Source organism: Noviherbaspirillum saxi, from assembly GCF_003591035.1.
GTDB lineage: Bacteria > Pseudomonadota > Gammaproteobacteria > Burkholderiales > Burkholderiaceae_D > Noviherbaspirillum > Noviherbaspirillum saxi.
This window is the reverse complement of record NZ_QYUO01000001.1, coordinates 175,002-201,854: the sequence shown is the minus strand read 5'-3', so window position 1 is coordinate 201,854 and position 26,853 is coordinate 175,002. Positions and strand designations below refer to the sequence as shown.

Below are 26,853 nucleotides of genomic sequence, written 5' to 3'. Positions count from 1 at the left end.
ACCATGAAACCTGTTGCACCCGGCACCGTCATCTTTCACCGCCACCGCGGCTATGGCGTCATTACGTCGGTCAATTTGCTGACCGGCTGGATTTCCGCCCGCTTCGGCGATGAAGTGCGCACGCTCGACCTGAATCTTTCGCATGATGAGCTGCAGCACGCGGATGGCGAGCCGATCCGTTTCCGTCGCGACCCGCCCGATCGCATGCCGCATGCGCGGCTGATGGCGATGGTGCGCGAGCTGCATCGTGCCGGCTACCAGCGGCTTTACCTGTACAGCTGGCCGAAACCCTCAGGCTTGCACTGGCGCTGGCATCTGTTTACCGGACAGCGCACCTGGATCGATCGTGCATGGCGCGAGGGCTGGTATGGTTCGGGCGCCGATTACAACTTCAACCCGATTCTGGGATGGGGCGATCAGCCCGGCGCCAGTGCGCAGGAGTTGGCAAGTGCGTTGGCGAAATTCGATCCACATGGCTTGTCGCGCGCCTTGAGCCGCGATGAAGACCATACCGCCTGGTTCGACGCGGTATGCGAAGCCCTGCTGCCCAACTATGCGTACACCCTGGGCTGGGATTACCGCGATGGGCCGGTGCCGGAACACTTGCCGGTGATTCCGGTGCGCCGTGGCGTGCCGGCCTATGCCGGGCCGCCGTTGCCGTGGCCACCAGGTTGGACCCGATTGTGGACCGGCGGACGGCTGCTGGTGCGCGGCAGCGTCAAAACAAATCCCGCTGGCGCCCCTTCCGACGCCTTTCGTTAATCTGCGTGATCGAGGTTTCGCGCGGGCCGGCGATCAGCGTCACCGCGTCGCCCGCCGCAAGCTGTCCCGGCGTAAGCACGCGCAGGTAAAAGCCGCTGTTGCCGGCCTGTACCATCATCTTGGCCGCATGGCTGAAGCCCATTTTCGCGTTGAACTTGAAACAGGGCTGACGCGGCTCGGTGACTTCGAGCAGCGTGGTGCCGATCCGCAGGCGGTCGCCTATCCATACCTCGCTTTCCAGCACGCCTTGCAAGGTCAGGTTTTCACCCATGGAGCCGGGCGGCAAGGGCTCTTCGCGCTTGAGCGCCGCGAGCCGCTGCATCGCCCAGAACGCATAGTGTTCGGATGGATACGCATACACGGCCTTGCTCAGTCCACCATGCACGCTGGGATCGGCTTGCTCGTCGCCTTCGATGCCGAGCTTGCCGACCTGGACCGGATGCGCCACCGCTTGCTTGTGGATGCCGGTGGCAATCCGGCGCACGATATCGGATTGCTGGATGAACAGATTTCCTATGCCGCCGACGTTGACGCTGACGACTTTCATGCCGCCCCCACCATGCGGCGGCGCTCGGCCATGCTACTCGCCATGATCGAGACCGCGATTGCTACCGCCATCGGCACGACGGCAAAGAAGGACAGGTTGGCAGTGCCGTCGCTGGACACGATCACGCCGCCCAGGAAAGCCCCTGCCGCCTGGCCCAGGTAAATCGCGGACGAATTCAGCGAAACCGAAGCAGAAGCCAATGACGGCGCCATGCCAACCAGGCGCGCCTGCTGCGAGCCATTGATTGCAAAACAGCCGAAGCCCCATAGCAGCATCAAGGCCACGGAAATCGGCAGGGAGCCGCGCGACAACGGCCAGCACAGGATCGCGAGCAGCATGCAGCTCATCGCGGCCACGCCGACACGCATCGGCCCCATCCGGTCCATCACGCGCGCGCCGATCACGTTTCCGATCACGCCGGTGATGCCGAAGCACAGAAACAGCAAGCTGATGATAGTGGGTGAAGCGCCGATGAAATCTTTCAGCAACAGCGCCATATACGCAAACATCGTGAACATGCCGAGCGCCTGGATCGCGGTGACCGAAATCGTCAACAGCAGCGGCGTATTGGCGAACAGCGCTTTCCATGCCGCGCGGTCCATCGGCGCGACGAACAGCCTGGCGGGAATCTGAACCCAGACTGCGGCGGCAAACACCGCGGACAGCAAGCCAACCAGAGCGAGGGTAGGGCGCCAGCCGATATGCGCGCCCAGATAGGAACCGATAGGCGCACCGACGACCGCGGCGATCGACCAGCCGAGGAATACCAGGCCGATTGCCTTGCCGCGCATCGCGACCGGTACCATCAGGCCGGCGGTTGCTGCCGCCTGCGCGGTAAACACTGCGGCACCAAGCGCAGTTGCCATCCGGGCCAGCAGCAGGCTGACATAATCGGGCGCAAACGCTGAAACGAAATGCATCACCGCGTAGAGCAGCAGTGATGCGGTCAGCAGCTTGCGGCGATCGATCGCGCTGGTCCAGCTCGCAAGAAAAGGCCCGCCGACGCAGATGGTCATCGCGAATGCCGAAATCAGCATGCCCACCATCGCGTGCGATATCGCCAGATCGGCGGCCAGTTCGTTGAGCATGCCGGGGACGACCATGACGCCGGTGCCGATAGCGAAATTGCCGAGGGTGAGGGACCACAGTCTGGGTTGCATGCGAGCTCCGGGGAACGAAGCGTCAGTGTATCCAAAGGCGGGCGGGCGTGCTGAGCGGGTGGATTTCCTATGTCGGAGGGAAACGCTTTCTATCCCGGCCATGCGGTGCATGCAAAAGCTCCCGGCCGACAAGGCCTTGATCTTTCATTCCTGATCGATCGCTTTCACGATAAGGGCTTACTTCCAGATGAAATTCTGTTTGGCATATGGCGCGCAAATTGCAAATCACTTCAGATCAGATAAGAAGCCGGAGACCCGACATGATCCCACCCCGCCCCAAAAATCCGCTTGGCATTCTCATCCTGCTTGCGTTTGCATCGGGTCATGCCGGCGGCGAAGTGAGTCCGTCCACCCCGATCGCTTCCGGTTTGCGAGTCGTGCGTCTCAACGCGGATGGCATCACCAATCCGTACACGCAAATTGATAAGGCATTGGGACGCAATTCAGTCGAAGTGCCGGATTGCGGGCACGCCGCCTTCGGCCCGCATATCACGCAGCAAATCTCGCTTGAACTCGGAAAACCGGTATTTGCTTTTCATCTGCATGCGAATCCGGACAATGATCGCTGCGGCACATTCGACCGGCAACGCACCGAGATCAAGGTGCATTCGGGTTCGCCTGATTATCTGAAAGGCTTCAATGGCGACACCGTATCGTTTCGATGGCGCTTCAAGCTTGCTACGAGCTTTGTCCCGTCGCGCGGCTTTACCCATATCCATCAGATCAAACCGGGCGACGACCGGCTCAACGCCTCGCCGATTCTGACGCTGACGCCACGTGGCGGCCGCGACCAGCAACTTGAAATCATTCATGTCGACGGCAATAACAGAAAGCGCGTACTAGCATCGACAAGTCTTGCACCCTTCAAGGGACAATGGATCGACGCGCATGAACGCATCTCCTATAGTCATCATGGCCATTACGCTCTGGTGTTGCGCGACATGAACGGGACGACACTGTATGCCTACCAAATGGATGACCTCGATCTATGGCGCACGGACGCCACGTTCATGCGGCCGAAATGGGGCATTTACCGGAGTCTGGAGCACAAGGCGATGCTGCGCGACGAGTCGATTCTTTTTAGCGACTTCTGTCTTGCAAAAGCGCGTGATGACTGTTGATCCGGTGAGAGGAAGTGACAGGACGTTGCGTGGCCTGCCACTTGTCAGAACCAACCGGAAAAATATCGACGCTGCTAGCAGCTGCTAGCGACGTCGCTGAGACATATGTCCAAGTGCAATTGCCAGGGCAGCTCCGCCCAAGGCTTTCATCAGCGTCGGATTTTGCGCATAAAAACTGCTCATCCGATCGACGATGCCTGGATTTTCACGTTCGGCCTCGGTCGCCAGTTGCTCCACCTGTTCCGGGCTGAGTTGATCTATCTGGTCTTGCGTCAACTGTACCTGCTGCCCGCCGCCGCGATTGAGCAGGCCGCCTAGGGCGCTGCCGCCAAGTACCGATGTCAGCACCGATGGGCCAACCGCGCCGAGCAACTGGTTCAGCATGCCGCTGCGCTGGTGACTATCGGCTTGGCCGAACATCTGTCCGATCATGTTGCCGAACGGCGGAGTCTGGTCGGAACGAAAGGCTTGACTCAAACCATCGCGCAAGTCTTCCTGTGGTGAATTTTGCGCGATGTCATCGAAATCCTGTTCGATCTGTTGTGGTGGACGGCCGGACGCTGCGCCGCTGTATTGCTCAAGAATGCGTCCGATATCGAATCCTAGGCCCATGCCGTTCTCCTGTCTTTGATTGGTTTCGTGAGAGCTGGCATGGTGACAATGGTTCCATGTGGCGCGGCGACGGTTTAACGTTCACCGCGTATGTAGTGTTCCATCTGTTCAATGATGAATTGCTGTTCCGAGATAATGTCCTTGACCAAGTCGCCGATCGAAATCAAGCCGACGAGTTTTTCGCCTTCCATCACCGGTAAATGGCGCAGGCGATTCTCGGTCATTAACGCCATGCATTGTTCATTGGTCGTATCCGGGCGGACATACATCACCGACGAGGTCATGATGTCGCGCACCGGCGTATCGGGCGACGCGCGGCCTTTCAGGATCACCTTGCGGGCGTAGTCGCGTTCGGTGACGATGCCGACTACCCGGTCGCCTTCCATGACCAGCAGCGCACCGATGCTGCGCTCGGCCATACGCTTGATGGCTTCGAGCACGGTATCCGTCGGCGCAATCGTGTAGACAGTGGTCTCTCGTTTGCTTTTGAGAAGCTGGGCAACGCTATGCATGGGCGATCTCCTCCAGGGTATGAACTTATTTTAGGCAGGCTTTGGGCCGTCTGCTTGACCTGGAATAGGAAATGGTGCGTTGCTTCATCATAAAGCGCACTGCAGGCGTCTGCCTTCCTTAGAGCACTTGCGGATTCAGAATGTTGCGCGGCGTGCCATTCGCGAAATCAACGATGTTCTGGAATGCCGCGGCAAAGTAGATTTCATAGCTGTCTTTTTCCACATAGCCGATATGCGGCGTCGCCAGCACATTCGCATAACGCAGCAGTGCCGAATCGGCCGGCAAGGGTTCCGTCTCGAACACATCGAGCGCGGCAAAGCCGGGATGTCCGGCACGCAGCGCGACGTCAAGCGCGCCCGGAGCGATGAGTTCGGCACGGCTGGTATTGACCAATAACGCCGAACGCTTCATCCGGGCAAGATCCGCGGCGCTGACGATGCCGCGCGTAGCGTCGTTCAGGCGCAGGTGCAGCGACAGGATATCGGCGTCTGAAAAAAACGTTTCACGCGATGCTGCAGTGCGATAACCATGGTGTTCGGCCGCCGTGCGGCTGGCATCGCTGCCCCATATCATCACATCCATGCCGAACGCCTTGCCGTAGCCGGCGATCATCTTGCCGATGCGGCCGTAGCCCCAGATGCCCAGAGTCCGGCGCTTCAGCACCGTGCCCAGCGTATTGAGTTCCGGCGCAACCGAAGCGCTTTGCCACAGGCCGTCGCGCAAATTGGCCGCATATTGGGGAATCTTGCGGGTGGCTGCCATAATCAGCGCCCAGGTCAGTTCGGCCGGCGCAGTCGGATCGCCGATACCTTCCGCAATCGCGATCCCGCGTTCCGTCGCGGCATCCACGTCGACGTGGCCGCTCAGCTTGCCGGTTTGCGAAATCAGTTTCAACCGGGGCAGTTTTTGCAACAGCGCACGCGACAACACAGTACGTTCGCGAATCAGTACCAGCGCCTCGAACTCCGCTAGACGTATCGCAAGTTGGCCGAGACCGCGTGCGCTATTGTTAAATATCTTCACGTCATGGCCATCGAGCAGACGAAAGCAATCGAGGGCACGCACGCAGTCCTGGTAATCGTCGAGAATCGCGATTTTCATGTTGTTTTTGCAACCATTGAGTGTTTTGGTAAAAATAATACGGGTATGCTGAAAAACAATAAATCCCCACTACAAAAGTCAACAATTATTCCTACATTTTTGTTGTAAATCATTGAGTGGAGGTACCCCCGCGTGTACAATCGGTTCCTATTTTTCGCGCTTCCGGGCTTGCCTTCAAGGCCGGCGCGCACCCACCAGCCCGGCCATTATTCCATTTTTCGGGCTGCAGCGCGGTCACTACAAGACCGCGTTCGACAAGACCGCCGTACCGCTGGCAACCGCTGCCAGCCGAGCCACAAGCTAACGACGATCCTGCCGTGCCGGGACAAGACAGAATTCTTTATTGGCATTGGAGGAAGTAACCTATGAACCAGCCCGTGATGGGAGGCATTGCAACATTGAATGCGCCGACTTACGTAAAACAGCAAAAGCTGATCAGCTGGGTGGCGGAAATCGCCGCATTGACCAAACCCGACCGCATCTACTGGTGCGACGGTTCACAGGAAGAGTATGACCGCCTGTGCGCCGACATGGTTGCCGCCGGCACCATGAAAAAGCTCAATGAAGCCAAGCGCCCGAACAGCTATCTGGCCTGCTCCGACCCCTCCGATGTGGCGCGTGTGGAAGACCGCACCTTCATCTGCTCGGCCCGCGAAGAAGATGCCGGTCCGACCAACAACTGGATGGCGCCTGCCGAGATGCGCGTCACGCTCAACGGTTTGTTTGACGGCTGCATGCGCGGCCGCACCATGTATGTGGTGCCGTTCTCGATGGGTCCGCTCGGTTCACCGATCGCCCATATCGGCGTCGAACTGTCCGACTCCCCGTATGTCGCCGTCAATATGCGCATCATGACCCGCATGGGCAAGGCGGTCTATGACGTGCTGGGCACCGATGGCGAATTCGTTCCCTGCGTGCATACCGTCGGCAAGCCGCTGTCCAAGGGCGAAAACGACGTGCCGTGGCCTTGCAACGAAACCAAGTACATCGTGCACTATCCCGAAACGCGGGAGATCTGGTCCTTCGGTTCCGGTTATGGCGGCAATGCGCTGCTGGGCAAGAAGTGCTTCGCGCTGCGCATCGCGTCCACCATGGGCCGCGACCAGGGCTGGCTGGCCGAACACATGCTGATCCTCGGCGTCGAATCGCCGGAAGGCAAGAAGCACTATGTTGCCGCCGCATTCCCTTCCGCCTGCGGCAAGACCAACTTCGCGATGCTGATTCCGCCCAAGGCGTTCAACGGCTGGAAAGTCACCACCATCGGCGACGACATCGCCTGGATCAAGCCGGGCGCCGACGGCCGCCTGTATGCGATCAATCCGGAAGCCGGCTACTTCGGCGTGGCGCCGGGTACCAATACCGCGACCAACTCGAATTGCATGGCTTCGCTGGGCGCCAACACCATCTTCACCAACGTCGCGCTGACCGACGACGGCGATGTCTGGTGGGAAGGCATGAGCAAGCAAGTGCCGGCGCACCTGATCGACTGGCAAGGCAAGGACTGGACTCCGGAAATCGCCAAGGAAACCGGCCGCAAGGCCGCCCATCCGAATGCCCGATTTACAGTCGCCGCGACACAGAATCCGGTCATCGACCCGGCCTGGGACGATCCGGCCGGCGTACCGATTTCGGCATTCATTTTCGGCGGCCGCCGTTCGACCACCGTGCCGCTGGTGACCGAAGCGCGTAACTGGGTCGAAGGCGTCTACATGGCAGCGACCATGGGTTCCGAAACCACTGCTGCCGCCGCCGGCCAGCAAGGCGTGGTGCGCCGCGATCCATTCGCGATGCTGCCGTTCATGGGTTACAACATGAGCGACTACTTCCAGCACTGGCTCAATATCGGCAAGAAGATTGCCGCATCTCCGGCCGAATTGCCGAAGATTTTCTGCGTCAACTGGTTCCGCACCGATGAAAACGGCAAGTTTGTCTGGCCTGGTTTCGGCGACAACATGCGCGTACTGAAGTGGATGCTGGATCGCATTGAAAGCAATGCGGGCGGTGTCGAGCATATCTTTGGCGTGACGCCGCGTTACGAAGATCTGCAGTGGGATGGCATCGAGTTCACCCGCGAACAATTCGACCGGATCACGTCGATCGACAAAGGCGCGTGGGAAGCGGAACTCAAACTGCACGCGGAATTGTTCGACAAGCTGAAGCACCATTTGCCGAGCGAACTGGAGTCGACCAAAGCCCAGCTTGAAAAACGGCTGGCAGCATAAGTCGTTTGCCAGCATGCAACGCTTCATAAAAAGGCACCGAAAGGTGCCTTTTTTCTTGCACTTGACCGATATGGGCAATAATTAGACGTACCGTTGCGCCTCACTCACGCGATACACAGGAACTGACGCGTCGCCTGCATGGTTAAATGCACAACTTCATTGATAAGCATAAGGAATAATTATGGCCGGAGCCAGCCTGCTCGCCTTGATTGACGACATTGCGACCCTCCTCGACGACGTGTCGGTGATGACCAAAGTGGCCGCGAAAAAAACTGCCGGCGTATTGGGCGATGATCTTGCATTGAATGCCCAGCAAGTTGCGGGCGTACGCGCAGACCGAGAACTTCCGGTGGTATGGGCGGTGGCAAAAGGTTCTATGAAGAACAAGGTCATCCTGGTGCCGACTGCATTGGCTATCAGTGCGTTTGCGCCTTGGGCAGTGACGCCGCTGCTGATGATAGGCGGCGCATTTCTGTGCTATGAGGGTTTTGAAAAGCTCGCGCATCCACTGCTGCACAGCAAGGAAGAAGACGCGCAGGAACATGAACAACTGACAGCCGCGCTCGACAATCCTGCGGTCGATGTGACCGCACTTGAAAAAGAAAAGATTAGCGGCGCGGTGCGGACCGACTTCGTGCTGTCGGCAGAAATCATCGCGATCACGCTGGGCACCGTCGCAACCGCTCCCTTCATGCAGCAGGTGGCGGTGTTATGCGGAATTGCCATCATCATGACGGTCGGCGTGTATGGCTTCGTGGCCGGCATTGTGAAGCTGGATGATGCAGGCTTGTATCTGAGTCAGCGCACCGGCGATAACGCGATTCGCAAGCTGCAGCGCTCGATCGGCCTGCTGTTATTGCGCACTGCGCCTTATCTGATGAAAACCCTGTCGGTACTCGGTACGGCCGCCATGTTCATGGTGGGCGGCGGCATATTGACGCACGGCGTTTCGGTCTTGCACCACTTCATTGAAGGCACGGCCGAGCATGTCGCCACCATACCCGCCCTGGGGCATGTGCTGGCAGCGCTCACGCCGACATTATTGAATGCCCTCGTCGGCGTGATTGCAGGCGCGCTGGTGCTGGCGGGCGTCACGGTGGTGAGCCGGATTTTTCGCAAGAAGCCCAAGCACGCGTGATGCCGGCGGCGTGCCGTCGTTTATGCACCACCGGGACCGACCTCGCGCCAGGTGCCGGTCGGTTCCAGATAAGGCGATTGTTCGCGCAACGACCAACGCATCGGGAAAATACCTCGGTGCAGGATGTAACGTTCGGCACGAAAGCGCAGCAGGCGCACTGCGCCGGCAAATTGCGCCGCCTGTTCCTGCTCCCATATCACTTCCGCCTGTCCGGACAATTGCAGCAGATGGCCTTGCTCAAAGTCGATGAAAAGCAGGCCGGCGCGCCCGTCGGCGATCAGATTGCCGACTGTATTGAAGAAATTGTTTCCGGCAAAGTCTGGCCAGGTCACGACACCATTCGCATCGACATGCACGAAGCCGGGCTTGCCGCCGCGATGCGAAACATCGGCGCCATGTGCCATGCCCGCCGACGCCTCCGCCGCGGTGGCGATAAAAAAGGTATCGCTGCGCCGGATCAGCGCCATCGCCTCGTCGGGCAGCGTGCCGGTACCTGCCAGCGCATTGCCGTGTTCCATTGCAGCGTCGTCGCCTTCCACCAGTTCGCGGCTCTGGATATAGCGCGGGCAGTTGCCGAAGCTTTGCTGTACCGCGAATGTAAAACCTTCATCATCCACTTCGGCAATAAACCCATTGGCACGGTTACGGCGCCGGGTTTCAAACTGCAGGCCAAGCGCGCCGAATTGCGTGCCCGGCTTGAGCGACGGTGCCAGCGGATCATCCCGGTGCAGCGTTGCACGTATGCGTAGCGTGGTCGGATCCGGCGAGGTAATGAAGCCGGGCTTGCCCCAGACTATCGATGCCCATGCCGATCCGCTTGCATCAGCGCCGCCGAGCAGCAGCGTCGGCAATACGCTAAACAATTGACGGTGCTGGTCCGGCATGTAGTCGCGCAACACGGTCGCACCAGCTTTTTCCATCTGGGTACGCACCCCAACACGCTCTTGCGCCGCCATTTCACCCTGATGAAACGGCTGCCGGGTCCCGACCTGCGGCAAGTGCTTGGCATCCATTGCAGGCTCCTTTATGCGACCTTGGCCGCAGGCAGCGGCAACTCTATCATCGGCACGAAGCGCGGCAGGGCTTCAATTCTTTGCAGCCAGGCTTGCAGCGCCGGATATGGCTGCAGAGATATTCCGCCTTCCGGCGCGCGCGCAATGTAGCTATAGGCAGCGATGTCGGCAATGGTCACATGGTCTGCCGCCAGGAACTGGCGCTGTGCGAGTTCGGACTCCATCACCGCAAACAGCCGCGCCGCCAAGTCGACCGCGGCGTTGATGTCAAGCGGCCGGTTGAACTGCTTGATGATGCGCGCCAAGCCGGGGCCGAATGCGATCTGGCCGGCGGCTACCGACAGCCAGCGCTGAACATTGGCCGCGCCCACCGGGTCGCGCGGCATCCAGTGTTCATCGCCGTATTTAAGCGCAAGGTAGGTCAGGATCGCATTCGAGTCGCAGACGATGGTGCCGTTGTCGTCGATCACCGGTACCTGGCCGAAAGGGTTGAGCTTGAGGAATTCGGCACCGTGCTGCTGGCCGGCGCGCAGGTCGATATCGATCGTTGCATAGGACAGGCCGAGCAGCGACAGGAACAGCTCGGCCCGATGCGCATGGCCGGAGATGATGCTGCGGTAAAGCTTGATCGGGGATGATGCCTGCATGTTGCGCCTCCTTGGATGGGATGAAAGTGGTGAGACGTCATTGTGCAGCGTACCCATTACTGAATAAATGGCAGGAAACGAAGATAATTGCTTCACAATCCGGAGTAATTTGGAAGCCGCTTGCACTCAATGCCGGCTTGCTTTCTTCAATCTGACTGAACGCCATGGACAAACTGCGCGGCATACAAACCTTCATCGCCATTTCCGAACGCGGCAGCCTCACTGCCGCCGCCAATGCGCTCGACACGTCGCTGCCGACGGTAGTGCGCAAGCTTGCCGAACTGGAAAGCAGTCTCGGCGTGCGCCTGTTCAACCGCACCACCCGCCGCATTCATCTGACTGATGAAGGGCACCGCTATCTGGCCATCTGCAAGACCGCGCTCACTCAGCTGGAAGAAGCCGAGGAAGCGCTGTTCGATGCCAAGGCGACGCCGACCGGCAAGCTGATGTTGACTGCGCCCGTGCTGTTCGGACGCCTGCATGTCGCGCCGCTGGTTGCCGAATTCATGCGCATGCATCCGTCGCTATCGGTAGAGATGCTGCTGCTCGACCGGAATATCGACTTGATCGAGGAAGGCGTCGATGTCGCGGTGCGCATCGGACACCTTGGCGACTCCACCCTACATGCGGTGCCGGCGGGAATACTGCAGCGAGTAATCTGTGCCAGCCCTGCATATCTCAAACAACATGGCACGCCAAAGCATCCGACCGAACTGGCAAGCCATGCGGGCATACGCTTCACCGGACGCAGTGTATTGAGCGAATGGAACTTCCGTGAAAACGGTCGGGCGTTGACGGTGCGCTTTACGCCACGGCTGATGACGAACTCGGTCGATGCGGCGATCAATGCCTGCCGCGACGGACTCGGTGTCGGCGCGTTTCTGTCATACATGGTCCAAGGCCCGGTCGGCGCGGGAGAACTCAAACCCATCTTGCGCAAATTCGAGGCGGAGCCACTACCGATCCATATGCTGTACCCGCACTCAAAGCTGATGTCGGCCCGGGTGCGCGCGTTTATCGATTTCGCGGCGCCACGGTTGCGAGCGCAGAACTTCACTCGCCTTTGATACCAATCCCAACCTGTAACGTAATGAGATGGAATTGCTGGATTTGTTGTCAAGTTTTCAAAAAGGCAGCGATACAAGAAGCGGGTAACGATTCATTACAAATTAAAACTTGCCGTACGGCAATATTGTGCAAAAATACGATTCTGGCTGATACCGTTGCTACCTGTTCTCTCTCATCGAGCAGTATTCCTATGGCTTCCCGACCCGTCGACGGCAACAATTCTGTGAACCTCATCCCCGCCGAGCGGCGCGAAGAGATTTTGCATGAACTGGCCGTTCTCGCGTCAAATACCGCAAATGCGCAAATCGACGCGATGACGACACGTTTGTCGGAAGCCTTGCTCCGCGCATCGACCGCCTGCATCGACCCGGCACAGGCGCGCCTGCATTTCAATGCCGCCAGCCTGCTGAAGAAAAACCGCTATCCATTTTATTACGTCGTTTCCGAACGCTTGGCCGCGATGCTGAAGCAAGAAGTGCAGAGCGCGGCGAACCCGGATTTCCAGCCAGTCGATACGGGTGACGCGCCGCCCTCGCTGGCCCCCGATGTCGACATCGACAAGAAACTTTGCCTGGTCAAGGCCAGCCGCGCCGTCGAAAACGAGCATACCGAACGCATGATTGCGCTGGGCATGCGACTGGGCGGGCTGCTTGGCCGCAATCCTTTCATTACCGCCGAAAATCCGTTCCGTCCCTATATCTTCTTGTCGGTGATCCACGATGCGTGGTGCGAATTTCAGCCCGATATCAGTGCTCATCATCTCGTGTTTCCGCTGCTCGGGCCGGAGCTCTGTCTCGATATGGGACCGATCCTGCATGCGCTGAACGCAGCATTGGTCAAGCTCGGCGTGATGCCGCAACTGGTGCAGGTCCACCGCGCCGCAGACGGGACGGAAAGCGTGCAGGCAATCGAGGAACCAGATAGCGATCCTTTGCTGCCGCGCCTGCGCCGGCTGTTTCCCGATGCCGCCGGCAAGGAGGGAGACAAGCCTTTGTCGACGGGTTTCCCTGCGCTGTTCGACGATGCTGCGGTAGTGGCCAGCGCAGCGCGCAACGCCTTGCTCGGGCATTTGGCCGGGCCGGAAAGGAACCGCGCCGGCTTGCTGGACGAATTGCGGCGCGATGCGGCGCGGATCGGACTGGGAGAATCGGATGACAAGGTCCTGGAACTGGTGGCCAAGATTTTTGCAGTCATCCACCGGCATGAGCAGATCGCGACCGAATTGAAAACGGTGCTGCTGCAACTGCAGGTGCCGTTGCTGAAAGCCGCGCTGGTCAAACCGGAGTTTTTCTTCCGTCGCTCATACCCGGCGCGGCGCGCGATCGATATGCTGATCGACCTGTCGGCCGGCTGGGAACCAGCCAAGGGCGCGTCCGATTCGCTGTACCTGCTGCTGGTGCGCAGTGTCATCCGCATTGCGGACGAGGCCGATCGCCGCCCCGCCGTGTTTGCGGATGTCGTATCCGATCTCGATGCCTACCGCCGGCGCGAAGAGACCGCCGCCTCGCAGGCACTGAAGGCGTGGATTGCGCAAGGCCTGCAGGATGAAAAAATGCTGGAGGCAAAGCGCTCGGCAGAACGCCAGGTTGCGCTGCGTATCGGCACCGGAGAAATCGTCGCATTCGTCGAAGCCTTCCTGGAAGAAAAATGGGTACCGGTCTTGACCCTTGCCTACAGCGTGAGCGAACAAAAGCCGCAGGCGGTCGACCATGCATTGAAGACGATGGATGACCTGGTCTGGAGCGTGAAGCCGAAAATCACGGCGGACGAACGCAAGGAATTGCTGGCCAAGCTGCCGTCTGTCGTAGCCGCGCTCAACAAATGGCTCGATCTGATTCGCTGGGACGATGAAGGCCGCGTACGGTTCTTCAACGACCTTGCAAAATGCCATGCATCGATAGTCCGCGCCCCGCTCGAACTGTCGCCGGAACGGCAGGTGCAAATTGCATTGGCACTCGCCAAGCAGGCGGCCGAGCGCCGGCTGCGCCGTCAGGCCAATGCGCGGCCGGAACCGGTCGCCGATGCCTTCGATGCGCAGGTAAGCGCGTTGGAGCAGGGCGCCTGGATCGATTTCGGCAAGGGCGAACATACACGCCGCCTGCGTCTGGGCTGGGTCAGCCCGCTGCGCAATCTGTACATCTTTGGCACGCGCGAACGGCAGGAAGCGCTGTCGATGAGTGCCGAGGAAGTTGCCGCAGCCTTGCGGGAAGGACGCGCGCATCTGGTGCCGGGGGCCGGCCTGGTCGGACAGGCATTGGCCGAAGCGCTTGGCATCGACCATGGCGACAGCGCCAACAACGATAGCAATACCAGCCAGTCGGCGGCGTAGCGGTAGTTTGCCGACCGGATTTTCAAGATATCCATTCATACCTGCCGGCAAGCATCTGCCGCAGCATCGTTCGAAATAATTCTCAATACCTTCGCTACGAGCTGTGCTGTAATTGCAGTCACATTCAGCCACCGGAGGCGCGTTATGGGCTTATTGATTGCAGGACTGGTACTGTTTCTCGGCATCCATTTCGTTCCGGTATTCGCCGGCATGCGCAATCACGTCGTCGCCGCGCTAGGCGACAAGCGTTACAAGGCAGGCTTTTCAATTATCTCCGGGCTTGGCCTGATTCTCATCGTGGTCGGCTATGCCTACGCTCCATCCGCGCCGCGCGTATTCGATCCCTTTCCATTTGCAATCAGGCTTGCGCCGCTGGTGATGCTGATCAGCTTTGTCTTGCTCGCCGCGGCGAACATGAAGACGCATATACGCCACAAGCTCCGGCATCCGATGCTGATCGGCGTCGGATTATGGGCAGCCGTGCACCTGCTTGCCAACGGCGAACTGAAAGCGACGCTGCTGTTCGGCGCCTTTCTCGCTTATGCGGCGATCGACCTGCTGTCGGCGGCCAGCCGGCATGCGGTCAAAAGCTTCACGCCGGTCATCCGGCAAGACATGATGGCTGTGGTCGGCGGCGTGGTATTGGCGCTCGCGGTGATGGCTTTTCATCGCCAGTTGTTTGGCGTCGCAACGGTGCCCTGGGGTGTTTAGAACGCATTCGCCGGATCACCGCGAATTCAGTTCGCCGATCAGAAAATCAATGAAGCTGCGCACTTTCGCCGGCAGATTGCTGCGGTTGGGATAAAACACATGCAAGTCGGCCGGCATCAGCTTGTAGTCGGCCAATACGATGCGCAAGCGTCCGCTTTGCAGGTATTTGGCAACATCCCATTCCGAGCGCATCAGGATGCCGTGTCCATCCAGCGCCCAGTTGAGCACCACGTCGCCATCGTTGCTCGACAGATTGCCGCTGACCTTGACCGGCTCCGTCTTGCGCCCTTTTTGCAATCGCCAGATGCCGTGCGCATCGTCGTTCTGGCGATGCAGTATGCAGCTGTGCATCGACAAATCCGCAGGGGTGCGCGGTTCACCGGCTTTTTTCAGATATGCGGGCGACGCACAGAGAAAGCGCTGGTTCGACATGATCTTGCGGGCGTTCAGACGGGTATCGGGCAATTCGCCAAAACGGATACCGAGGTCGAACGCTTCCTCGACCAGATTGATCGGACGATCGGTGAGTTGCAATTGCACTTCGACCTCGGGGAAGTGCTGGGCATACGCGGAAATAATCGGCGCAATCGTGGTCCGGCCAAAGCCCAGCGTGGCATTGACGCGCAGCAAGCCTTTCGGCGCCGCGCGGTGGTTGCCGAGTTGATTTTCCATCTCGCGTATGTCGGCAAGAATTTGCGTCGCATGGGCAAGATAGATTTCGCCTTCGCTGGTGAGACTGAGCGTACGCGTGGTGCGGTTGACCAGCCGTACGCCGAGCCGCTGCTCCATTTGCGCCAGACGCTTGGTTGCGGCCGGCGGTGTGATGTTGAATTCTCGCGCAGTAGCGGAAAGGCTGGCTTTCCTGGCAAGGACAACGAAAAAGTTCAGTTCGGAAGTGGAATCGGTTTTCACTTTAGGTGAATGGTGTACTGAATTGTATTTAATTATAAGAGCGGCGGCCGGCGCTATGCTGTCGACACTCCCCCTTCCTTTAAGGTGCCATCATGAAAATCGTGGAAATTCGCGAAAAAACCATTCCTATCAGTTCGCCGATCCGCAATGCCTATATCGACTTCAGCAAGATGACACTGAGTTTGGTCGCAGTGATCACCGATGTCATGCGCGATGGCAAGCCGGTAGTCGGTTACGGATTTAATTCGAATGGCCGTTATGGACAGGGCAGCCTGATGCGCGAGCGTTTCATTCCGCGCATTCTGGCCGCCGACCCGGCGACACTGGTCAATGAGGAAGGCAGCAATCTCGATCCGCACAAGATCTGGGACTGCATGTTCAGCAATGAAAAACCGGGCGGGCATGGCGAGCGTTCGGTGGCGATCGGCACCATGGACATGGCGATCTGGGACGCGGTGGCGAAGATCGAAAACAAGCCCTTGTTCCGCTTGCTGGCCGAGCGCTACGGTAACGGTTCGGTCAACAAGAATATCTTCGTCTATGCGGCGGGCGGCTACTATCATCCGGGACAAAATCTCGACGCATTGAAGGATGAGATGCGCAGCTATATCGACCGCGGCTATACGGTGGTGAAAAAGAAAATCGGCGGCGCTTCCCTCGATGAAGATTTGCGCCGCATCGATGCCGTGATGAGCGTGCTGCAGGATGGACAACGATTATGCGTCGATGCAAATGGCCGTTTCGATATGGATACTTCGATCGCCTATGCGAAAGCCTTGTCGCAATACGACTTGTTCTGGTACGAAGAACCCGGCGATCCGCTCGATTTCGAATTGCAATCGGTATTGCGCAGCTATTACGACAAGCCGATGGCGACCGGCGAGGATTTGTTTTCGATGCAGGATGCGCGCAACCTGATCCGCTATGGCGGCATGCGTCCCGACCGCGACTGGCTGCAGTTCGATTGCGCGCTCAGCTATGGTCTGGTCGAATATCTGCGTACGCTGGCCATGCTGCGCCAGCATGGCTGGTCACCGGCACGCTGCATACCGCATGGCGGCCACCAGATGTCGCTCAATATCGCCGCCGGTCTCGGCCTGGGCGGCAATGAATCCTATCCCGACTTGTTCCAGCCGTTCGGCGGTTTCCCGGACGGGGTGGAAGTGATCGATGGCCATGTGACGATGCCGGAACTGGTCGGCATAGGCTTCGAGGGCAAGGCCAACTTGTATAGCGAAATGCGCGCGCTCAGCAGTTAGCACTGCTGAAACGAAAACCAGGTAAACCTGCAAAAGAAGCACATAGAACTATTGCTTGCGCAACACTGTCCGTCGCCGCTGCGGAGCCGCCCAAAATCATGCCCCTGGCAACGTTGGAATGGCCGCCGTATATCGGCGTGACACTGGAGCGGCCAGGGTGGTCCCATCGTGTCGCCGAGACCGCGGCGCGCCAGAGCGGCTAGGACCCCCCTGACGATGTTTTTTCAAGAAACGCGTGCGAACTGCCGTAAAATCAGCAATACCGGCATGCAACACCGGTCGCCATCGATGCCAACGAGTCCGATAATCGAGCAAAGTGAGGCAACGGCATCGTCCTGCGCGCTTATCTTGAAAGCCTGACCCATGGACCCACAACAACGCAGCGGCGACGACCTCGAGCACACACTGAAGGCAATCGAGGCTTCCTACACTGCCAACCTGCCAACCAGGCTCGATGACATCGAGTATGCGCTGCAGCGTTACATCGAGGACCTTGGCAACGACGATCATTGCAACAGTCTGCTGATCAAGCTGCATGAGCTGGCTGGCTCGGCCGGCACCTTCGGTTACCCGCGTCTGGGCTTGCATGCAGCCGAACTGGAAAAGCTGTTGAGCGCTTATCTGAAAGCGACTGCACCGTCCGGCAAGGACTTTGCACCGGTCGCCTCCGCTGTGCGCGACTTGTTGCAATGGGCGCGGACCGACCCGAAAGGCGACGACACGGTATGCGACATTGCCGCCACAGCACCCCACACGCCGGTAGCGGAGAGTGAAAACGTCGCGAATCGACTGATTTACCTGGTGCACGACAATCTATTGATTGCGACCGATATTGCGGCGCAATTCACGCATTTCGGCTATGAAGTCAGGGTCATCGCGGAACTCGGGCAGCTGCAGGCGTGCATAGACCAGCGGGTACCGGCGGCAGTGGTGATGGATCTGGGCTTCCCGGCCGGCATATTGGGAGGTGCGGCTGAAATCGCGCGTATCCGGGCCGCCAGCCGGCATCGTTTCGCAGTCATCTTTTTATCCACGCGCAGCAATTTTGAAGCGCGGCTTGTCACAGTGCGAGCCGGCGCTGACGGCTATTTTTCCAAGCCGCTCGACATGGTGGCCTTGATCGACAGACTCGACCGCCTGATCGAACGCGATGAGGAGCGGGCCTACCGGGTACTGGTGGTCGATGATGAAGTCGAAACCGCCGATTTCTACGCGGCGGTGCTGCGTGGTGCCGGCATGGAAGTACGATTACTGCATCAGGTCAGCGACATGCTGCGCGTGATGGGCGAGTACCGGCCGGAACTGGTGCTGATGGATGTGTACATGCCGGACTGCAATGGCGTCGATCTGGCGCGCATCATCCGCCAGGATACGATGTATCTGGATGTGCCCATCGTGTTCCTGTCGAGCGAAGGCAATCTCGATAATCATCTCGATGCGATCGCATCGGGCGCCGACGATTTCCTGACCAAGCCGATACAGCCCTTGCATCTGGTCTCGGCGCTGACCAGCCGCGCCAAACGCTATCGCGAATTGCGCGGCCTGATCATGCGCGACAGCCTGACCGGCTTGTTCAACCATTCCGCCATCAAGGAACATCTGGTGCGCGAAATGTCGATCATGCGCCGCATGAACAAGCCGCTGTCATTGGTGATGCTCGATATCGACCACTTCAAGCGGGTCAACGATACGTATGGCCATCCGATCGGCGACCAGGTCATTCGTGCATTGTCGCGGCTGTTGCAGCAACGTCTGCGCCGCAGCGACATCATCGGCCGCTATGGCGGCGAAGAATTTGCGGTCATCATGCCGCATACGCCGATCGATGCGGCAGTCACCGTCATGGATGAGATCCGCGAATCGTTTTGCAACATACGCCATCATGCCGAACATCAGGATTTCACGGCTGCGTTTTCCGCAGGCTCAGTCGAGCTGGCGGCGGATCTGGATGCGGATGATTTGTTCCGCCTGGCCGACGCGGCACTGTACCAGGCCAAGGGCGGCGGAAGGAACCGGGTGGTCAAGGGCTGACTCCCGATCGTGTACGGGCAGATTCCGGCACGCTTACAGCGCGTGATATTGAATCTCGCGCAAAAACCAGCAACCGCCCTTGCTCAAAAAGTGATAACTGAGCACCCAATCGCGGCCCGGCTTGAGCACGTCGACTACCACCTTGTCTTTCGATATGCCGGAAGTGGTGTATTCGAGCTGGTTGGTCTGAATGAAATGGCCCATCGTCTGACTCGCGACATCGCCTTGCCGGCTTACCGTGCGACGCGATTCGGTGATCTGTTGCTTGCCGCCTTCAAGGCCGTAGTCATATCGTATGCGCAGCGATGGATACACGGTCCGGCTTGCCGCAAAATTCTTGTCTTCCGCAAAACGGTTGAAGAAACCGGAAAAATTTTCCGGCTGCCGCGCCTCGCATGCCAGCACGGCAGTTGGCGTAGTCGCCAGCATTGCGGCGGCAAAGATGGAAGCGAACTTCATGGCGTCTCCGGCGAAGGTAATACACGTGCGCAGGGTTTTCGTCCAGCATACAAACCTGCTGAATTCACTGTCCCAAATGCATCAATAAACTACTTGATCGTTCGCAACGGCCAGCAAGATGAAGAGGGTGAAGAGGGCCATTCCGCGCGAAACGTCAATCTGGACTAGTATTGAGGCAATGCCGTATTTCAGACGGCCCCTTCCATTTCTTCCGATAGATGATTCGCATGACCGCCCAGTCCAACATTGACACTGTGCTTGAAGACAACTTCCATCCATTGCCTTACCTGGTCCAACTGCATGCGGCGGCAATGCCGACAAAGCCGGCGCTGGTCCAGGACGGCACGACGCTCACCTATGCCGAACTCGATGCATTGATGGATAGGATTGCCGCCTCGCTGCAACGCGACGGCATCGGTCCGCGCGATACGATCGCGATCTGCGCCGGCACATCGATTCCGTATGCGGCAGTCTTTCTCGGCAGTCTGCGCGCAGGGGTGGCAGTCGCGCCGCTGGCACCGTCATCGTCGGCGGACAGCCTGGTCACGATGGCCAAGGATGCCGACGCGCGCCTGCTGTTTCTGGATCAGGCAGTGGCGGAGCAACTGGCGCCGGTGCGCGCCATACTGGCCGCGCCCGTGATCGCACTCGACGGCAGCAAGGCCGGCCAGGCATTCGAGAACTGGTTGGCGCCGCCGGGCAGCAAACCGCAACCGGTGGACATCGCGCCCGAGTGGCCTTTCAATATCATTTATTCATCCGGCACCACCGGAGCGCCGAAGGGCATCGTGCAACCGTATTCGATGCGCTGGACCCATGTGCAGCGCGGCCGCAGCAATGGCTATGATCCGGAAGCGGTCACGCTGATTTCGACACCGCTGTATTCGAATACCACGCTGGTCTGTTTTTTCCCGACAGTCTCGCTGGGCGGAACTGTCGTCATGATGGCGAAGTTCGATGCGGCAAAGTATCTGCAGCTCGCACAGCAGCATCGCGTCACGCATACCATGCTGGTGCCGGTGCAGTACCAGCGCATCATGGCGCGCGCCGACTTCGACCAGTACGACCTGTCCTCCTTCCGTATGAAGTTCTGTACCAGCGCGCCGTTTTCGGCAGCGCTCAAGGCCGACATCCTGCGACGCTGGCCGGGCGGACTGATCGAATATTACGGCATGACCGAAGGCGGCGGCACCTGCATGCTGGTCGCGCATGAGCATCCGGACAAATTGCACACGGTCGGCCAGCCGGCGCCCGGCCATGACATCCGCCTGATCGATGAATCCGGCAAGGAAGTCGGTGCCGACGAACTCGGCGAAGTGGTCGGCCATTCGCCGGCGATGATGGCCGGCTATCACAACCAGCCGCAAAAAACCGCCGAAGCCGAATGGGTTGACCCGAGCGGCAAACGCTTCATCCGTACCGGCGATATCGGCCGCTTCGATGCGGACGGCTTCCTCACGCTGATGGACCGCAAGAAGGACATGATCATTTCCGGCGGCTTCAATGTCTATCCGAGCGACCTTGAGGCAGTGCTGCACCAGCATCCCGATGTGGTTGAAGCCGCAGTGGTCGGCATGCCATCGACACGCTGGGGCGAGACGCCGGTGGCGTTCGCCGTGATCCGGCCGGGTGCTTCGCTCGATGCGCCCGCACTGCTGTCATGGGCCAATGAAAGACTGGGCAAAACGCAGCGGCTGGCGGCGGTCGAAATCACCGATGTATTGCCCCGCAGCGCCATCGGCAAAGTCCTCAAGCGCGAATTGCGCGACAGCTTCGGCCGCACGCTCGCCTGAGCGGCGGCACCCCTATTTACTTTTATCAAATAAACCTATGTCGGACCCGTCCCTCTATAACACCGAAGAAGTCCTCGATCTGCTCAAGCTGGAACAGATAGAAACCGACCGCTATCTTGGGCAAAGTCATTTCATGGGCAGTCCGAATGTATTCGGCGGCCAGGTGGTCGGCCAGTCGCTGTATGCGGCGGCCGTCACGGTGCCGCAGCGACGCGTGCATTCGCTGCACTCGATGTTTCTGCTGGCCGGCAATCACCGGCTGCCGATCGAATACGAAGTCGAGCGCGTGCGCGACGGCGGCTCGTTCAGTACGCGGCGCGTGGTCGCATATCAGGAAGGCCGCCGCATTTTCGTGATGTCGGCTTCCTTCCAGACTCCAGAGCAGGGCTTGTCGCATCAGAAAGAGATGCCGCCGGCAGACGATCCGGAAACCGTACCCTCCAATATCGTGGCCTGGAAAAACCAGCCGCCGCATCCAAAACGCCCATTCATGCCGGTACCGGTCGATTTCCGCGCCGACCATGCGGGCGATATTTTGGGGGGCAATCCGGGCAAGTTCAGCAAGCATATATGGATCCGCGCGCCGATACGCTTATCCGACGATCCAATGGTGCACGACTCGCTGTTCGGCTATGTGTCCGATTACAGCCTGCTGTGGACCGCACTGCAACCGCATGGCGTGCGCATGAGCGAGCCACGCCTGCAGATCGCAAGTCTCGACCATACGATCTGGTTCCACCGGCCGTTCCGCATGGATGAATGGCTGCTGTTTGCAATGGAAACCCCGAATGCGTCCGGCGGCCGCGGCCTGTGCCTGGCCTATGTCTATAACCAGCAACGTGAACTGGTCGCGACCATCGCACAGGAAGGATTGATCCGCCTGCGCGACAAGCAGCCTGCTTAAGCCGCGCGCTCAATCTTCAACAGAAAGTCATATGGAATTCTTGTTATCGCCAGAAATTCTGGCCGTATTGTTCTGCGTCGCATTGGTGGCCGGGTTTATCGACACGATCGCCGGCGGCGGCGGGCTGATCACGATTCCGGTGCTGTTGCTGGTCCAGATTCCACCGCTGCATGCGCTTGCCACAAACAAGCTGCAAAGCAGCTTCGGTTCGCTGACCGCTTCGCTGATGGCCTTGCAGCGCGGACTGGTGCACTGGTCCGAGATGCGGGTGCTATTCGTCTGTTCGCTGATCGGCTCCGCCATCGGTGCGTTTGCGGTGCAGTTCGTGCAGGCGCAGACGCTCGATATCGTGATCCCGGCGGTGCTGGTCGGCATCGGGCTGTATTTTCTGCTTGCGCCGAACGCAGGCGCGCTGGAAAAAAAGCCGCGTGTCAGCACCGCTGCTTACCGCGGCGCCGTCGTGCCCGGCATCGGTTTTTATGACGGCATGTTCGGTCCTGGCACCGGTTCGTTTTTTTCCTTGGCCGGCGTCGCCTTGCGCGGCCACAACCTGTTGACCGCCACTGCACAAGCCAAGGTGTTGAATTTCGCCAGCAATATCGCTTCGCTGGTCGTGTTCATTGCCGGCGGCAAGGTGCTATGGGCGGCGGGCGCGGCAATGGTCGCCGGACAAGTGATCGGTGCCTGGGGCGGTTCGCATGCGATGGTGCGCGGCGGTACCAGACTGATACGCCCGATGATCGTCACCGTCTGCGTAATCATGCTGGGAAGATATCTGTGGCAAAAGGGTTTGCTGGCTTTTTAGACTGTGCAATAGACTGCGCAAGATCGAAGGTAAGGTTCCGACATGACACTTCTTAAACATACGCCTGTCTCGATCCTGGATCTGTCGCCGATCCGGCAGGGCGGCACTGCCGCCGATGCCTTCGAGCGCACGCTGGATCTGGCGCTCCATGCCGAGCGCTGGGGCTTCCGCCGCTTCTGGCTGGCCGAACATCATGGCATGCCCGGCATTGCGAGCGCGGCCACCGCGGTACTGATCGGCCATGTGGCCGGCGGCACCTCGACCATACGGGTCGGTTCCGGCGGCATCATGCTGTCCAACCATGCGCCGCTGGTGATAGCCGAACAGTTCGGCACGCTGGAATCGCTCTATCCCGGGCGCATCGATCTGGGTCTCGGGCGCGCCCCGGGATCGAACCAGCTGACCGCACGCGCGCTGCGCCGCACGCTGCAAGGCGATGATGAATTTCCGCAGCAGCTGGTCGAATTGCGCGCATACCTGCAACCCGACGGCCGCCATGCACGCGTGCGCGCGGTGCCCGGCGAGGGCCTGGACGTTCCAATCTGGCTGCTCGGGTCCAGCGACTTCAGCGCGCGGCTGGCCGGCCAGCTGGGCCTGCCGTTTGCATTTGCCGGTCAGTTTTCGCCGGCTTACCTGCAAACCGCGCTGGACCTGTACCGCGCCTGCTTCCAGCCGTCGGCGACGCTGGAAAAGCCGTATGCAATGGTCGGCTTGAATGTCTTCGCGGCCGACTCGGAACAGGACGCACAGTACCTGTCGACCTCGCACCGGCAGATGCACGTTAACCTGGTGCGCGGCACGCCGGGACAGATGCCACCTCCGGTACGAAGCATGGATGGATTGTGGTCGCCGCCGGAACAGGCATCGGTCGAATCGACATTGCGCGCGTCCATCATCGGCGATCCGGTGTCGGTAAAAGCGCAGTTGCAAGCCTTCATCGATGCAACGCAAGCCGATGAACTCATGATCAATTCCATGATCTTCGATCATGCGGCCCGGTTGCGTTCCTACGAAATCGTGGCTCAGACCAGGCAGGACTAAAGCGGGTTTGGGATACCGGAACAGGTTTCCAACGCTGCGTGATCGATGCGGGGACAGCGATGTACATGGTGTACTGGACGGAAGTCGAAGACGGTGCAGCCTCGGCCCGGGGCCGCGAATTTGCATCGGACGACATGAGCATGGCGATGAAATTCATGGAAGAGCTGCGTGCACGGCAGCGGGCAGGCGAGAGCATCTGCTTCGTTGCCATGTCGTCGGAAAATCCCGACTCGGTCGGCCATCCGGGTGTCGCCGATCCGTCGCCGGATTACAACTGGAAAAAGCGACGCAGATAACGGCATACTGGCACGGGCAGTAGCGAAGGCGTTATTGCGCTGGCCGGCTTTGCCTTGCTCAAGGCAGCAGCGGCGATCGTATTGATTTACCTGCTTGGCCGCCGCTGTCGGTGATTGGCCTGTTTGCAATCAAGACCGCGGTCACGGCAGTCATATTGCGCGCCGGCGGTTTTGAGGAGCGACTAAGCGGTCTTGGCGAGAATCGCCTGCGCGACACGCCGTGCACTCGGCAGGAAACGGGCGATGGTGCTAAGCAAATCGTCTTCGCTGACCGGTTTGCCGAGATACGCATCGCAACCGGCCCAGCTGCCGCGAAACTTGTCGAAAGCGGACGACTTGCTGCTCAACATGACCACGGCCGAGCCTTTTGTCGCAGGGCTGGATTTGATGCGCTTGCAAACCTGGTAGCCATCCATGCCAGGCATCAGGATGTCGAGGAAGACACAGGTGTATTGCTTGGCTTGCGCCATGTCGATCGCCGTTTCTCCATCTTCGGCAAAGTCGACGTCGAAGCGGAACGGCGCCAGCTTGGCGCGCATGAAGGCACGCACGGTCGCGCTGTCATCAACCACGAGAACAGATTCCTGCGGCTTGACCTCGACCGGCCCCGGCGGCGGCGCATCCTTGTCGACCGCACGGCGCATCATGCTGCCATTCCATTGCATGCCTTGTTCGTTTGCGCTGCGCCGGGCGCGTTCCTGCAATGCCGTCTGCATCTGGGCGTCGAGTTGTTCAAACAGCCGCATCCAGTGAATCGGTTTGGCGATCACCGGCCATGGACCGACCGCTTCGCGGCCGATCAACACTGCCGGGGCATGGATATTGGGACTGCGTTCATGCATCTGCCGAATGCCGTCCGGATTGTCGGCATTGACCAGATAAATGTCGGGCCGTTCATCGACCGACTCCACATCGACGTAGGAAAACGTCCGGCGGCCAGTGAGACGGAAGGTGGAGACCAGCAGGCTTTTTTCCGCGTCGGAGAAACCGAGCATCTCTAGCACGAAGCGGTGGTTGACAATAGTGAAAGGGTAGGAGGAAGAGGCCATTTTCTAGGGAGATGACGGCAATTCGTTGGGAAATTCCTCGGTTGCTGCAAAACACTGGATTGCAGGAATGATAACAGAGTTCGCTATCTGTCCACGGTTTTTAAGCGTCGCATCCGGCGACGTCGAGGTTCGCGCAAAACGTCGATAATGTCGGCTTGACCATTTGCCGAGGCTAACCATGACCGACTTTCGTAGCGATACCGTAACCCGGCCTACTGCCGCCATGAAACAGGCAATGCTAGATGCGCCGCTTGGCGACGACGTGTTCGGCGACGATCCGACAGTCAACCGGCTGCAGGAGATGGCGGCCCGGTTGCTGGGCTTCGAAGCCGCGCTATTTGCGCCCAGCGGCACCCAGACCAACCTGATCGCATTGATGACGCATTGCCAGCGCGGCGATGAAGCGATCGTCGGGCAGCAATGGCATACCTATCGCTGGGAAGCCGGCGGCATGGCGGTGCTCGGCTCGATCCAGCCGCAACCGTTGGAGCATCAACCGGATGGCACGATCGCGCTGGCGGACATCGAAGCCGCGATCAAACCCGATGATCCGCACTTCGCCAAAACCCGGCTGATCGTGATCGAAAATACCCACGGCGGAAAAGTCTTGCCGCTGTCGTATATGCGCGAAGTGCAAGCGCTGGCGCAGCGCCAGGGCTTGCGTACCCATATCGACGGTGCGCGCCTGTTCAATGCCGCGGTTGCGCTGGCCGGCGGGGGAGATCCGTATGCGCAGGCGCGCAATCTCTGTCAATCCTATGACTCGCTATCACTATGTCTGTCCAAAGGACTGGGTGCGCCGGTGGGTTCCCTGTTGCTGGGATCGCGGGATTTCATTGCGCAGGCGCGGCGGGTGCGCAAGATGCTCGGCGGCGGCATGCGCCAGGCCGGCATGCTGGCGGCAGCCGGCATTCATGCGCTGGAGCACCATGTGCACCTATTGGCTGACGACCATGCAAATGCGCAGTTGCTGACCGAAGGCCTGACGCGCGCAACTGTGCAGCATTCGAGATTTGCCGGAAAGGCGATGGTGCATCCGGCCCAAACCAATATCGTGTTCTTCGATCTCGAGGCGGAACTGGCCGACGCGTTTGTGCAGTACTTGGCGGATCATGAAATACGGGTCACCAGCGGCTATTACAAGACCAAGGAACGCGCGATGAAACGTATCCGCTGGGTCACCCATCTCGACGTGAACCAAGCAGATGTGGAACGTGCGCTAAAGATAGTCAACGCATTCTGATTCCTTGCAACAAGATGCCCTACCATCTTTTGTTGAAACTCCTGTTATCTACCTGTTAAGGCATCCTATTTTCGCGAAATTTCTTGGAACTGGTGCCTATTGCCTGCAGTCAGATGC

General features: G+C 59.3%; 25 protein-coding genes. 15 read left to right on the top strand and 10 right to left on the bottom strand.

The annotated features are described in order from the left end of the window. Positions 1–3 precede the first annotated feature (3 nt). Positions 4–762, top strand: a complete 759-nt coding sequence (locus tag D3871_RS01065) for an L-asparaginase (protein WP_119767230.1) — start codon at positions 4–6, stop codon at positions 760–762. Here D3871_RS01065 and D3871_RS01060 read toward each other — a convergent pair. Further along, complete coding sequence (locus tag D3871_RS01060) at positions 719–1,309, bottom strand: MOSC domain-containing protein (protein ID WP_119767229.1); 591 nt, start codon at positions 1,307–1,309, stop codon at positions 719–721. The two genes, D3871_RS01065 and D3871_RS01060, sit on opposite strands and share 44 nt — an antisense overlap. Next, entirely contained in the window at positions 1,306–2,469 is a 1,164-nt protein-coding gene (locus tag D3871_RS01055; protein WP_119767228.1) for an MFS transporter, read from the bottom strand. The genes D3871_RS01060 and D3871_RS01055 overlap by 4 nt, the downstream gene beginning before the upstream one ends. Positions 2,470–2,729: 260 nt before the next feature. On the opposite strand from D3871_RS01055, the gene D3871_RS01050 reads away from it, so the two are divergent. Then, positions 2,730–3,590: a polysaccharide lyase family protein gene (locus D3871_RS01050; protein WP_119767227.1), complete on the top strand. Its 861-nt coding sequence runs from the start codon at positions 2,730–2,732 to the stop codon at positions 3,588–3,590. 84 nt (positions 3,591–3,674) lie between these two features. On the opposite strand, the gene D3871_RS01045 is transcribed toward D3871_RS01050, so the two are convergent. From D3871_RS01045 to D3871_RS01035, 3 genes are all read right to left on the bottom strand, one after another. After that, positions 3,675–4,202, bottom strand: coding sequence for a hypothetical protein (locus D3871_RS01045; protein WP_199724708.1), 528 nt, complete (start codon positions 4,200–4,202; stop codon positions 3,675–3,677). 74 nt (positions 4,203–4,276) lie between these two features. Then, positions 4,277–4,714, bottom strand: coding sequence for a CBS domain-containing protein (locus tag D3871_RS01040; RefSeq protein WP_119767226.1), 438 nt, complete (start codon positions 4,712–4,714; stop codon positions 4,277–4,279). 118 nt (positions 4,715–4,832) lie between these two features. Beyond that, positions 4,833–5,816, bottom strand: coding sequence for a D-2-hydroxyacid dehydrogenase family protein (locus tag D3871_RS01035; RefSeq protein WP_119767225.1), 984 nt, complete (start codon positions 5,814–5,816; stop codon positions 4,833–4,835). 365 nt (positions 5,817–6,181) lie between these two features. Here D3871_RS01035 and D3871_RS01030 point away from each other — a divergent pair, with 365 nt between their 5' ends. Both D3871_RS01030 and D3871_RS01025 read left to right on the top strand, forming a co-directional pair. Continuing rightward, positions 6,182–8,038 (top strand): phosphoenolpyruvate carboxykinase (GTP), encoded by a 1,857-nt coding sequence (locus D3871_RS01030; protein ID WP_119767224.1) that lies wholly within the window; start codon positions 6,182–6,184, stop codon positions 8,036–8,038. 181 nt (positions 8,039–8,219) lie between these two features. Then, a complete protein-coding gene (locus tag D3871_RS01025) occupies positions 8,220–9,176 on the top strand; it encodes a DUF808 domain-containing protein (RefSeq protein WP_119767223.1) in 957 nt (318 codons plus the stop codon). Positions 9,177–9,196: 20 nt separating this feature from the next. Here the strand turns inward: D3871_RS01025 and D3871_RS01020 are convergent, their stop codons facing one another. Continuing rightward, a complete protein-coding gene (locus tag D3871_RS01020; RefSeq protein WP_119767222.1) occupies positions 9,197–10,189 on the bottom strand; it encodes a pyridoxamine 5'-phosphate oxidase family protein in 993 nt (330 codons plus the stop codon). Positions 10,190–10,200: 11 nt separating this feature from the next. Beyond that, complete coding sequence (locus D3871_RS01015; protein WP_119767221.1) at positions 10,201–10,836, bottom strand: glutathione S-transferase family protein; 636 nt, start codon at positions 10,834–10,836, stop codon at positions 10,201–10,203. Positions 10,837–11,000: 164 nt separating this feature from the next. Between D3871_RS01015 and D3871_RS01010 the strand changes: the two genes are divergently transcribed. From D3871_RS01010 to D3871_RS01000, 3 genes are all read left to right on the top strand, one after another. Further along, the gene (locus D3871_RS01010; RefSeq protein ID WP_119767220.1) at positions 11,001–11,903 is read left to right on the top strand and encodes a LysR substrate-binding domain-containing protein; all 903 of its coding nucleotides are present in this window, start codon (positions 11,001–11,003) and stop codon (positions 11,901–11,903) included. 191 nt (positions 11,904–12,094) lie between these two features. Beyond that, positions 12,095–14,233, top strand: coding sequence for a DUF1631 family protein (locus D3871_RS01005; protein ID WP_158597840.1), 2,139 nt, complete (start codon positions 12,095–12,097; stop codon positions 14,231–14,233). Between the two features lie 144 nt (positions 14,234–14,377). Next, positions 14,378–14,944 (top strand): NnrU family protein, encoded by a 567-nt coding sequence (locus D3871_RS01000; RefSeq protein WP_119767218.1) that lies wholly within the window; start codon positions 14,378–14,380, stop codon positions 14,942–14,944. 15 nt (positions 14,945–14,959) lie between these two features. Here D3871_RS01000 and D3871_RS00995 read toward each other — a convergent pair whose 3' ends face one another. Continuing rightward, positions 14,960–15,856, bottom strand: coding sequence for a LysR family transcriptional regulator (locus D3871_RS00995; protein WP_119767217.1), 897 nt, complete (start codon positions 15,854–15,856; stop codon positions 14,960–14,962). 92 nt (positions 15,857–15,948) lie between these two features. On the opposite strand from D3871_RS00995, the gene D3871_RS00990 reads away from it, so the two are divergent. Both D3871_RS00990 and D3871_RS00985 read left to right on the top strand, forming a co-directional pair. Further along, a complete protein-coding gene (locus D3871_RS00990) occupies positions 15,949–17,115 on the top strand; it encodes a mandelate racemase/muconate lactonizing enzyme family protein (RefSeq protein WP_119767216.1) in 1,167 nt (388 codons plus the stop codon). A 363-nt stretch (positions 17,116–17,478) separates the two neighbouring features. Then, positions 17,479–19,146: a diguanylate cyclase gene (locus D3871_RS00985; RefSeq protein WP_119767215.1), complete on the top strand. Its 1,668-nt coding sequence runs from the start codon at positions 17,479–17,481 to the stop codon at positions 19,144–19,146. 33 nt (positions 19,147–19,179) lie between these two features. Here the strand turns inward: D3871_RS00985 and D3871_RS00980 are convergent, their stop codons facing one another. Continuing rightward, positions 19,180–19,605 (bottom strand): hypothetical protein, encoded by a 426-nt coding sequence (locus D3871_RS00980; protein ID WP_119767214.1) that lies wholly within the window; start codon positions 19,603–19,605, stop codon positions 19,180–19,182. A 227-nt stretch (positions 19,606–19,832) separates the two neighbouring features. Between D3871_RS00980 and D3871_RS00975 the strand changes: the two genes are divergently transcribed. From D3871_RS00975 to D3871_RS00955, 5 genes are all read left to right on the top strand, one after another. Then, complete coding sequence (locus tag D3871_RS00975; RefSeq protein ID WP_119769800.1) at positions 19,833–21,398, top strand: class I adenylate-forming enzyme family protein; 1,566 nt, start codon at positions 19,833–19,835, stop codon at positions 21,396–21,398. 37 nt (positions 21,399–21,435) lie between these two features. Next, on the top strand, positions 21,436–22,302 hold the full coding sequence (locus D3871_RS00970) for an acyl-CoA thioesterase (protein ID WP_119767213.1): 867 nt from the start codon (positions 21,436–21,438) through the stop codon (positions 22,300–22,302). A 31-nt stretch (positions 22,303–22,333) separates the two neighbouring features. After that, complete coding sequence (locus D3871_RS00965) at positions 22,334–23,107, top strand: TSUP family transporter (RefSeq protein WP_119767212.1); 774 nt, start codon at positions 22,334–22,336, stop codon at positions 23,105–23,107. Positions 23,108–23,149: 42 nt separating this feature from the next. Then, positions 23,150–24,148: an LLM class flavin-dependent oxidoreductase gene (locus tag D3871_RS00960; RefSeq protein WP_119767211.1), complete on the top strand. Its 999-nt coding sequence runs from the start codon at positions 23,150–23,152 to the stop codon at positions 24,146–24,148. 65 nt (positions 24,149–24,213) lie between these two features. Further along, positions 24,214–24,444 carry a hypothetical protein gene (locus tag D3871_RS00955; RefSeq protein ID WP_420799619.1) on the top strand — a complete coding sequence of 77 codons (231 nt, stop codon included), beginning with the start codon at positions 24,214–24,216 and terminating at the stop codon, positions 24,442–24,444. 182 nt (positions 24,445–24,626) lie between these two features. Here the strand turns inward: D3871_RS00955 and D3871_RS00950 are convergent, their stop codons facing one another. Continuing rightward, a complete protein-coding gene (locus D3871_RS00950) occupies positions 24,627–25,439 on the bottom strand; it encodes a response regulator (protein ID WP_233575630.1) in 813 nt (270 codons plus the stop codon). A 232-nt stretch (positions 25,440–25,671) separates the two neighbouring features. On the opposite strand from D3871_RS00950, the gene ltaE reads away from it, so the two are divergent. After that, positions 25,672–26,736: a low-specificity L-threonine aldolase gene (gene ltaE / locus D3871_RS00945; protein WP_119767208.1), complete on the top strand. Its 1,065-nt coding sequence runs from the start codon at positions 25,672–25,674 to the stop codon at positions 26,734–26,736. Positions 26,737–26,853 lie beyond the last annotated feature (117 nt).